Below are 10,517 nucleotides of genomic sequence, written 5' to 3' on the forward strand. Positions count from 1 at the left end.
GACACGGCACAGGCGCTGATCAGCGACGCGGCGGTCGAGCAGTTGCGCGCCTGGTCGGTGCGCTACCTGCGCCCCGGCGGCCCGCTGTCTACCCTGCGCGTGGGCCAGCAGCCCTACGGCATCCTGCCGGTCTGCGCCCGCAACTACATCCCCAGCCCGCGCTCCCCGCTAGAGGGCGAACTCACCGAGGCGCTGGACTGGCTGCGCCCACACTGGGACAGCGTGGTCTACAAGGTGCCCACGCTGCGCAACCCCAGCGCCGAAAGCCTGCACCAGGTGCTGTCCATGCAGCCCTGGGCCTGCGCCAAGCGCTACAACGAAGTCATCGGCCCGGCCACCACCCAGAACAACCCGGCCTTCGCCGAATTGGTGCAGTTCCAGGGGTCCTTTTTGCGCGGCCTGATGGGCCAGTTGCTCAGCCGCAAGAGCGCCGCCGTGCAAGTACCCTACCTGTCGCTGTGCGCCATGCGGCCCAAACAGAATTCGCTGGATGCCGTGCCCTGGGTGCAGCGCGACCCCGACCAGCCGCAGCGCGAACGCGAGGGCGCGGCCCTGCTGCAACCCAATTACATCGCCACCCTGAGCAGCCACCTGGGCGACCCGGCCAGCGACCTGCGCGCGCGCATTGTGCCCATGCAAAACGGCAGCTCCCTGCTAGAAGCCATGCTGGCCTTTGCTGCCGACGAGGAAATCCTCAAATCCGGCCACGCGCTGTTTTACGCGCACGTGCAGGGCAGCGCCACGGTCAGCCCGCTGGTGAAAAGCCAGTTCCAGCGCATGGGTCTGGCCGAGTACGTCGGCGTGGCCACCAGCACTTTGGTGGGCGACCAGATCGAGGTCAACACCGCCCGCGCCATGATGGGGGTGCGGCTAGAGGGCACCACCGCCAACCGCTCTATCGAGGGCCACATCGCCAATTTTCTGGGCCAGTCGGCCACCCTGTGGCCCGAGCAGATGCAGAACATCGCCAGCTTCAAGGACAGCCTGGCCTTTTTGCAGGACTGCAACGCGGGCGAGCTGCAGCAGGCCTTTCGCACCACGCTGGACCTGTACGCCCACCGGCTGGATGCCTGGATCACCGCACTGGCCACGCACCGGCTGGACGGCCTGCGCGCCGCACAGCCCCAGGGCCTGCACCTGGGCGCATTTGGCGTCGTGGAAGGCCTGCTGCCCGATGCCGTGCGCCGCAGGCAACTGCCGCCCGGCCAAAGCCAGGCGCTGGACAGCCTGGGCTACATCCATGCGCCCTCCGTGCAGCAGGCCACCGCCGCCGCCGTGCTGCGCAGCGGCTTTCTCGCCAACGGGCAGGGCCCGGGCCAGGCTTTTGACATTGACCTGCGCTCCCAGCGGGTGCAGCGTGCCAAGCAGTTGCTGGAGGGCATCTCCAATGGCCAATCCATGGCCGCCCTGTTGGGCTACCGTTTCGAGCGCGGCATGACCCACAGCCCTGGCCAGGCGCTGGCCCAGTACATCCTGGAATGCCGCCAGGCCTACCCGCTGCGCCCCGCCGGGGCCACCCCGCAGGACGAGGCCAGCGAGAGCATTGCCGCCCGCGACGTAGTGGACGGCGTGCGCCTGATGGATGCCTACCGCACGGCGCGGGCTGCGGGCACCGCCTTCAAGGTGCCAGGCGTACCCGACGCGCTGTTGCTGCCCAATGCCGCCATTGCCGTGCTGATCGACGACCTGCTGGAACAAATGGACGCGGTGTCCGACCTGCTGGTGTCCGAGAGCGTTTACCAGATGGTCGGCGGCAACCTGGACGGTGCCGGGGCCGCCATGATGACCCTGGACAAGCAAACCCGCCCGCCCGAGCCCCGCGTGGTCGACACCCCGCACAGCACGCGAGGCTACACGCAGCGGCTGGTGGTGGCGCTGGAATCGGCCGACCCCGGCCCCTGGGCGGTGGAAGGTGATCTGATCGCCCGCGTGGAGCCGCGCCTGAATGCCTGGCTGGCCCGCCTGCTGGGCGACCCCGACCGCTACCAGTTCCAGGCCCAAGTGTTCAGCCCGCCGACCGAAGTGGGGGGCGACTGGACGGTGACCGACACCGTGCTGACAGCAGGCCTCACCGAGCTGGGCCTGTCGCCGCTGGCGCTGGTGCTGCACAGCGAAGCCCAGCAGGGCGCGGGCCAGAGCGGCGTGCAAGAACGTCTGGGGCAACTCATGGGCGACAAACTGCGGGCCCAGTTGGGTGCCGCCGCCGACGGCCTAGCCGTGGTGTTGCAGGCCGAGGCGCACGAGGCCGGGCAGATCGGGCTGGTGGCATTCGAGTCGCTGGCCTGGGTGCTGCGCCGTCTGCTAGCCAAAACCCGCCCGCTGCGCCGCATGGACATGGTGCAGTCCCGCGACGGGGTGGAATCTGCCGCCACCCAGGATGACGGCGAAGCCGCAGGCGTGGACCTGGACGAGCTGGCGCTGCGCTGCGAGGATGCGGAAGCGCAGGCCGACACCGTACTGTCCCTGCTGTCCGCCGCCAGCGCTGCCGCACCAGAAGACCTGGATACGCTGGACCCCCTGGACCCGGCCACGCCCGCCCTGCTGGCGCAAACCAGCACCGCGCTGGCCGCCGCCTACGCCCTGGGCTGGCGCAGTGCCGCAGGCCACACGCCCGTGGCCGCTGGCGACGGCCAAGGCCAGCCGCTAGCCAGTGACGACACGGCCGCCCGTGCCGTAGGCCGTGCCCGCGCCCTGCTGCTGGAAATCGGGGGCCGCAGCAACGCCGCCCGGAACGCGCCGGTGTCCGACGGGCGCGGCGGCCAACTGCAAAACCTGCTGGACCGCATCTATGCGGTGATGGGCAAAGACTTTCCGGTGCTGCCGCTGTTCAACCTGGGCGCATTTGCCACCGATGCGGCCGCCACCCTGGCCGACCGCGACATGCTGCTGGGCAAGGCCGCGTTGGGCAACGACGACACGGCGGTGGCGGGCTGGTTGCCCAAGCTGGCCTGCGTGCGCGAAGCCAGCGCCCTGCTGGCCGACACCCTGCTGGCCGCCGAAGCGGTAGGTGAAGACAGCGGCTACCTGGACGACCCGTTGGACTTCCAGTTGCTGCAGTTCCCGCGCAACCCGCTGTTCCACTGGGCCGCCCTACCCCCGGCCCCGCAGCAAAAACTGCAAGACCTGCGCGGTGTGGTGGCCATTGCCGCCCACGCCCCCGGCGGGCTGCGGGCGCTAGATGCCAACACCGCACTGTCGGGCCTGTTTGTGGATGAGTGGATGGAAGCCATCCCCTCAGACACCGAGACCACCGGCCTGGGCTTTCACTTCGATGCACCCGGCGCGCGCCCGCCGCAGAGCATTCTGCTGGCCGTGCCCGCCGACCCCGCCGCCGACCACTGGACGCTGGACAGCCTGCTGGCCACCGTCAACGAAGCCATGGCCCTGGCCCAGCTGCGCGCCGTGCGCCCGCAAGACCTGGAAGGCCTGGGCCTGCTGCTGCCGGGCATCTTTTTGTCCAACAACTTCAAGCAGGACGTGCCCTCCATCGACTTCGCCAGCATGGTCAGCAAAAGCCTGAACGCCTTGCGGGCCGCCAGCAGCGTAGGCACCGGCAAAGCCACCATGGCAGCAGGCACCGCCCAGTTCGCCACCAAATCCTGAGGAACTGCCATGCCCATCTCCCTCACTTCCGCCCGCATGTCGGTCATCTCGGCGCTGATTGCCCAGCCCGAGCCCTCGCACACCACCTGGTCGCGGCTGGAGCCGCTGCCCACCAGCGACGACGTGGCCGACAGCCTGCAGGCCCGCATCGCCGACCCGCTGTGGATGCTGGCGCGGCAATGGCAGTTCAATGAATTCCAGGGCGAGGACGCGGGCAGCCCCATCGCCGCCGCGCTGGCGGTGGCGGGCCTGCCCGTCAGCAGCCTGCTGCCCAGCCCAGATGCCTTGGACGGCATGGCCCTGCCGCCCGGAGCCGCCCCGCTGGAGGCGCTGGTAGAGCACGAACAGGTGTTCCAAACCCACCCCAAGCTCAACGCCCAGGCGGGCCAGCAACTGATGCGCAGCCTGCGCGCCGCCGGGTTGGGCCCGCTGGCCCAGGCGCTGCGCCAGCAGTTCCCCGCCCCGCTGCCCGCCCCCGACGATGCGCAGGCCGACAACGCCGGTTTCGTTTGGCACACCCTGCTGGACCAGCGCGCCATCCACGCCCAGGCGCTGGCCCAGGCCGTCCGTGCCCTGCCCGACCGCGCGGCAGAAGAAGCCTTTGGCACCACGCTGGGTGCCAGCGCCGTGCAGATGGATGCCTTCCTGGCGCTGCTGCACCACTGGGTGGACTGGCTGGCGGAATTTGCGCTGGATGGCAGCCAGCCCGGTGCCAGCCCCTACTGGCAACCCGAGCGGCTGGAATACAGCTTCGCCCTGGGTGCCCAGGGCGATGGCGCGCCGGTGCGGCTGGTGGCCGACGCCTACGCCGACGGGCGGCTGGACTGGCACAGCTTCACCCTGGGCGCGGCCCACGCCGATGCGGGCGGGCCGGACGAATCGCTCCCCTACCCCGCCGAGCCGCCCAAGCACCTGCCCCTGCCCACCACCGCCCGCTACCCCGGCATGCCCGCCGACCGCTACTGGGAATTCGAGGACGGCCGCATCAACTTCGGCATGCTGGGCGCAGCCAAGAGCGACCTGGCCCGGCTGGCGGTACTGGAATACGCGCTGGTGTTCAGCAACGACTGGTTCACCCTGCCCCTGACCCTGCCGACCAACGCGCTGTACACCGTGAAACAGTTCGACGTGCGCGACAACTTTGGCATCACCCTGGCCATCCCCCCGGCGGGCTGGAACATGTTTGAGCTCAGCCTGCAGCCCGGCGCGCCGCAGCGGCTGGACAACACGCTCTACCTCTGCCCCGCCCTGCATAGCCTGGAAGGCCCGCCGCTGGAACACGTGATGCTGGTGCGCGACGAGATGGCCAACATGGTCTGGGGTATTGAAAAGCGAGTGCAGGGCAGCTCCGGCGAGCCCATCGACCGCCAATTTGAAAGCACCCGCCTGTCCACCACCCAAACCCTCAAGCCCACCGTCATCGCCGACGCACCGCCCGCCAGCGCCGGTGCGCTGCTGCAGTACACGCTGCAAACCCCGGTGGCGGCGCACTGGGTGCCGTTCTTGCCGGTCAAAAAACAAGGGGTCGGGGCGCTGAACTGGAGCATCCAGCTGCAGCGCGGCGTGGTCATCCACCACTACCAGACCACGCCTGCGCGCATGGCGGAGCCGGTCAACGCCAGCTACAGCGCCTTCATCCAGCGCCTGCGCAACAACGCCTTTGTGGAAACCACCGGCGCGCTGGGCACCGAAGACCACCAGCTCGAAGGCTTCATGTTCCACCCACGCGGCAGCCTGCTGCGGCTGGACCCGAACGTGGACGTGAAGACCGACTTCCTGCGCATCGCCGAAGAAGAAGTGCCCCGCGACGGCATCAGCCTGCAGCGCCGCTTCAACTACGCCCGCGACGCCCAGGGCCGCGCCTTGCTGTGGATAGGGCGGAACAAGCTGATTGGGCGGGGCGAAGGCGCAAGCGGTCTGAAATTTGACGTAGTGCAACCGGGAGTCAAATAGCACACTTGGTGGATTGGGGGGAAATGAATTAAGTAGGCCTCTAACGCTTATCTATAAACCACAAGTTGCCGCCACTCAAATATCAAATCTATTGCCTGTGACAAAAATACTGGGTATGGCTGCAGTTGCCACGGCAGGTGCGTAAGTAACTCCAAAAATCCAAGGCAACCCATTCATAAAAATGTCGAATATATTTACAAATCTTTATAAAAACATATTATTACAATTCAAAATATAGACGTAACCCATTGAAGTAAAAGGGGTTTATGTATATTTTCGAACATGGACCGGAATTTGCATTAGACACATTGAAAGTTCGGAAAACCCAACTTTTCACCTGTGCCCACCGTCCTACAACTTCAACTATCTAAGACAAACACCATGAAAAAAGTGAAACAAATTCTGGCTGCCACCGGCTTGGTGGTAGGTTTTAGCCTAGCGCATGCCGGACCCATCGTCATTGCCGGCACCGATGCAGATGACCACGGTTTCCTCTCAGGAGGAGTCAATCAAACAGGTTGGAAATTCATGCAACTGGCGATGAGCAATATCGGCGGAGCCGTGAGCAACGGGCAGACCAATGCAGTGTGTATTGGCTGTAACGGCAGCCAGGCAAGCGCCGCGTTCAGCAGCGCTTTTGGGCTGGCAGGCCTGGCGGGCTGGACCTCCAGCCAATTGATTACCACCACCGACATCACCAACTTTTTCAACAACACCGGTGCGGTCAACTTGTCGAATACCGGCTTCATCTACATGCCGACGACGACCTATAACGTGGGTGGCGGTATTGACGACAGCCAATTGGGCGTGGTCAATCTGAATGGCACCAATATCAACAACTTCCTAGCGGCAGGCGGTGGGCTATTTACCCAGGAACAGGCCACCAGCAGCATTGGCTATGGCTGGTTAACTTCACTATTGCCTACGCTGGTTGTCAAAGGCGACAACTCTGGCGGCGTTGCCGATGCTAGCCAATTGGCGTTGACGCCCCAAGGCAACGTACAGTTCCCTGGCCTGACCAATACCGATATTTCCAACGCGACACCATGGCATGCGTATTTCGAAGGTGGCTTCGGTGCTTTGCAGTCGTTGATCGTGGGTAACGGCAATAATTTTGCAGCCAATATTTTGGATGACACGGTGGTGTTAGGCGGCGGATTTGCAGGCGGCGGCGGCGTGATTGCGTGCGGCCAGGCCAACCAGCCCGCTTGCAACAATGTGCCAGAACCCGACAGTTTGCCGCTGGTACTGGCAGCTCTGGGCGGCTTGTACATTGCACAGCGCAAAAAAACCAAAGTGCTTTAAGCTTTAAACACCCGAGACAACAAACCTCGGGATGAAAAAATGGCACCGGCAGCGGTGCCATTTTTTTGTCCAATCCAACACTGCTGCACGCTAAATGCCGCGCTTCACACCACCCGCAGCCAAAACCAGTACGCCGCCAGCGCCACCAGCAGCCACGAGCCGCCGCGCACCACCACCCGGCCGTACCAGGGCTGGCGCACCACCACTTGCGACAGCAGCACCCAGGCGGTCACGGCGGTGAGTTGCCCGGCCTCCACGCCCAGGTTGAAACCGGCCAGCGCCCAGGGCAACAGGCCTGCGGGGGCGGCGGCTTCGATCAGCAGGCCCGCGAAACCGTAGCCGTGGACCAAGCCGAACACCAACGCCAGCCGCTCGGACCGCAGCACCCGCACCGGGTAAATATTCAGTAGCGCGGTGAAGGCGATGGACGCGGCGATGGCGGGCTCCACCCAACGGGGCGAGGCCTCGGTCCAGCCGAAAGTGGCCAGCATCAGGGTGATGGAATGGCCCACAGTGAAGGCGGTGATGGTGCGCAGCAGCGACCACCAAGGGCTGCGCCCATCGACCAGTGCGGCGGCACGGCCCAGGCGCAGCTGCAAGGGCAGCACCAGCGCCAGCAAAAACGCCATGTGGTCGTAGCCCTGCAGCAGGTGGTGCATGCCCAGCGACAGGTAGTCCCACACGGTGGCGGCAATGCCCCGCGGCGGCCCGGCCACGGCCTGGCGCAGCACCAGCGGCACGGCTTGCTGGGGCGCGGCGGTGGCCAGCAGGTCGCGGTCGTCGAGGTGGCCGGTGACGATCAGGCGGTGGTTGCTGTCCTCGTTTTTGAACAGGGTGTAGCGCATCCCCAGCGCCGTACCAGGTGGGCAGGCGGCCGTGCTGGTGGCGCGCAGATAGGCCCCGTCGCTGCGGGCTTCCAGGCCGTCGTATGTCCAGTGCAGGGTACAGCCGGGCTGGCTGCTGTCGAGGCCGGTGTGGTTTTGCAGCAAGGCCAGTGCGGCGGGGGTGGCGGTATGGACTTCGGCCCAGGTGACCAGGCCGTCGGCATTGGCATCGACCGGGATCAGCAGGTCCAAGTCCTTCAGGGCCACGGACAGTTGCAACGTGAGTGCCTGGTCGTGCTGGCGTACGTCCAGGTAGGCATCGCTGCCCTTATGGGCCCAGGCGGGGGCGCACAGGAAGACGGCGCACAGGATGGCGAGTACGCGCTTCATGGGCGGCTCCGCGCATCGACGATGCCGACCTGCTGCATGTCTTTTAGCAACTGCTGCACCGCCGCAGCGTCTTTAGCCTGGCGGGCACTTTGCAGGGCCACCCACCAGTCGATGGGTTCGCGCTGCAGGTCCAGGTTGCGGCGGGCGATTTGCAGTGCGCCGGGCGCGTCGTCGTCCAGCCACAGAGCGACCAGGGCCTGCTCGCGGCCATGCAAAGTCAGGTCGTCGCCGCGGCGGGCGAGTTCGGCGTTCCACTCGCGCAGGGTGGCGCGCAGGGTTTTCCAGTCGGGGTTGTTCAGGCGGCGCAGGGCGGTGGCTTGGCGCAGCAGCACGGCATCGGTGGGCGGCAGCGGCTGCAGCACGGCCAGTGCCTGGGCGGTTTTGCCGGTGCGCAGCAGCAGGTCGCTCAGGGCGATGCTGGTGTAGAGGTCGGGCTCCGCTTGCAGGCTGCGCTGGTAGGCGCTGAGCGCGGCGGCATCCATGCCCGCGCGCTCTTCGCTTTCGGCCAGCAGCGACTGCAGCCAACTGGTTTGCGCAGGGTCTTGGGTGCCAGCCAGCAGCTGGGAGAAGCCTTTGCGGGCGGCGGCATTCTGGCCTTGCATGGACTGGGTTTCCAGCTGGCAGGCCAGCGCGTAGAGGTTTTGCCCGGCGCGGGCCACAGCATCGCAGGCACGCAGGGCGTCAGCGTAGTGGCCCGACAAGCGCTCCAGCGCGGCCAGGTTGAGCCAGCCCTGGGCATGGCCGGGGCTGCGGCGCAGGGCGGCTTGCAAGATGAGGCGCGAGGCCTTGAAGTCGTGGCGGCCTTGCAGCACGGTGGCTTGCAATATCGCCAGATCGACCGGTGCGTCCGGCTTGTCCCACCAAGGATCTAGCGCAGCCTGTGCACGCCCCCAGTAGCGGGTGTCGCCCGTCTGCCGTGCGGTGGCAATGTCGGCGCGGGCTTGGGCCGTGGCCGCCACCGGGTCGGCCACGGTGGACACCACGGCGGTGGGCCGCACGCGGGTGATGGTGGGCAGCCGCTCGATCACCTCGTCACCCCGGCTTGGATGCAGCGGGGTGGTGGCGTGGGCCGCCTTGCACAACAGCAGGCAGGCGAACCACAAAAATGGGGGAATGCGCATGGTAGATACGGGAAATGGGTGCGCTATGTAATTAGTAGCTGCCAGCGCAGGTGCTACCTACGCAGGAGGCCATTTGTATTTAAATATGGAAAGTTCTCTCAGGCAGCCCCCCCCTCCAGGGATACCACGGAACCCGCTTTGCCGGGCCGTAGGTATCGCCCCCTGCAAGGGGGGAGGAGGCCACACGAAGTGGGCAAGCCTGGGGGTGTGCTAAATCTCTGCCGGGTCGGCAGAGTCGCTGGTGGCCAGCACCGTGCTATCGCCCAGCACCACCGGGTCGCGGCTGTCGCTGGTGTTGGCGATTTCGGCCTTGGTGAAGGCAATCACGTCGTCCACATTGGTGACCGCGCCCGCCGGTACCCCGGTGCCCGACACGTACTGGGTGGACGGGCCGTCACCCCCTCCGCCGCAAGCCGCCAGCAAGCCCACCGCAACGATGGCGGGTGCTATCCATTTGAAGTGCAACATGGTGTTGTCCTTATCAGTTGGAGCCAGAGTTTGGCGTGTTGAGGTACGGGAAGCGCGTCAGGAACGGCACCGTTGCCTGGTCCACAGCGTCGTGGATGTTGGCCGACTGGGCACCCAGCGGCACGCTGGAGGCTTTGCAGGCCGAGGTCAGGCTGGGCACGCCGGGCACGCCGTTCAGACCCAGGCTGTTGTTATCGCCGTTGATGACGCACAGGCCGCCAACCATGGCCACCAAGGCGATGTCCACCACGTCGTCTTTGGGGCGGCGACCGTTGGGGAAGCCTGCCAGATCCACCGCTTGCGCCAGGTTCGCCGTACCGCCGACCCGCAGCACTTCACCGGCTACGCCGAGTCGGTTTTGCGTGGCAAAGGGCACCGGGGCAATGGCGGTGTTCAGCCGCAGCTCTTCGGACGGCGTGGCATTGGCGGGTTTGTTCACGCCGGTAATACCGGTCAAGAACACGGTGGCCAGGTCGGTGCGCGGCAGGTTGGTAGGCGCCACGGCGGTGGCACTACCGGCCAGCACCACACCCAGCAGCGCGGGCAGCGTGGGGTTGGTCACGTAGGTCAGGAACTGGCCGTCATCCTGGGGCTTGGAGGCGTTGAACTTGTCCTTGTCGGGCAGGCCGATCACCAGCTCATTCACCAGCGGATTGCCCAGACGCGAGACCTGGACCCAGGCACCACCGGCTTTTTCGCTGGTCTGGTGGCCGGAAGGCGGCTTGCCGTTGAGCAAGCGGGCCTGGCGCATGCTGGCCGTGGTCCAGCCGCCAATGACGGGCTCGGACCCCGCGGTCAGGCAGCCTTTGTTGACTTCCAGCGCAATGGTGGTGATGTTGGTTTTCTGCACCGG

General features: G+C 66.2%; 7 protein-coding genes. 3 read left to right on the top strand and 4 right to left on the bottom strand.

Annotated elements, in window-relative coordinates; all coding sequences use genetic code 11:
- The 3 genes from ABI213_RS11310 to ABI213_RS11320 all read left to right on the top strand — a co-directional run.
- Positions 1-3,603, top strand: a 3,603-nt coding sequence (locus tag ABI213_RS11310; protein ID WP_348027125.1) for a hypothetical protein, incomplete at its 5' end; no start/stop codon positions are given.
- A gap of 9 nt (positions 3,604-3,612) precedes the next feature.
- The gene (locus ABI213_RS11315) at positions 3,613-5,556 is read left to right on the top strand and encodes a hypothetical protein (protein WP_348006418.1); all 1,944 of its coding nucleotides are present in this window, start codon (positions 3,613-3,615) and stop codon (positions 5,554-5,556) included.
- A 339-nt stretch (positions 5,557-5,895) separates the two neighbouring features.
- Positions 5,896-6,861: a hypothetical protein gene (locus ABI213_RS11320; protein ID WP_348006419.1), complete on the top strand. Its 966-nt coding sequence runs from the start codon at positions 5,896-5,898 to the stop codon at positions 6,859-6,861.
- A gap of 104 nt (positions 6,862-6,965) precedes the next feature.
- On the opposite strand, the gene ABI213_RS11325 is transcribed toward ABI213_RS11320, so the two are convergent.
- The 4 genes from ABI213_RS11325 to ABI213_RS11340 form a co-directional block, all read right to left on the bottom strand.
- The gene (locus ABI213_RS11325) at positions 6,966-8,075 is read right to left on the bottom strand and encodes a HupE/UreJ family protein (protein WP_348006420.1); all 1,110 of its coding nucleotides are present in this window, start codon (positions 8,073-8,075) and stop codon (positions 6,966-6,968) included.
- The gene (locus ABI213_RS11330; protein WP_348006421.1) at positions 8,072-9,196 is read right to left on the bottom strand and encodes a hypothetical protein; all 1,125 of its coding nucleotides are present in this window, start codon (positions 9,194-9,196) and stop codon (positions 8,072-8,074) included. The genes ABI213_RS11325 and ABI213_RS11330 overlap by 4 nt, the downstream gene beginning before the upstream one ends.
- 210 nt (positions 9,197-9,406) lie before the next feature.
- On the bottom strand, positions 9,407-9,664 hold the full coding sequence (locus ABI213_RS11335) for a hypothetical protein (RefSeq protein ID WP_348006422.1): 258 nt from the start codon (positions 9,662-9,664) through the stop codon (positions 9,407-9,409).
- 13 nt (positions 9,665-9,677) lie between these two features.
- Positions 9,678-10,517: DUF4331 domain-containing protein (locus ABI213_RS11340; RefSeq protein ID WP_348027127.1), on the bottom strand; the 840-nt coding region annotated here is incomplete at its 5' end.

Origin of the sequence: Rhodoferax sp., from assembly GCF_039922535.1 — a bacterium.
Classification (GTDB): domain Bacteria; phylum Pseudomonadota; class Gammaproteobacteria; order Burkholderiales; family Burkholderiaceae_C; genus Rhodoferax_B.

What these genes read in the sequence shown, in the direction of transcription:
- ABI213_RS11330 (WP_348006421.1), bottom strand. Translation starts at nt 9,196, where the DNA reads ATGCGCATTCCCCCATTTTTGTGGTTCGCCTGCCTGCTGTTGTGCAAG.
- ABI213_RS11315 (WP_348006418.1), top strand. Translation starts at nt 3,613, where the DNA reads ATGCCCATCTCCCTCACTTCCGCCCGCATGTCGGTCATCTCGGCGCTG.
- ABI213_RS11325 (WP_348006420.1), bottom strand. Translation starts at nt 8,075, where the DNA reads ATGAAGCGCGTACTCGCCATCCTGTGCGCCGTCTTCCTGTGCGCCCCC.
- ABI213_RS11335 (WP_348006422.1), bottom strand. Translation starts at nt 9,664, where the DNA reads ATGTTGCACTTCAAATGGATAGCACCCGCCATCGTTGCGGTGGGCTTG.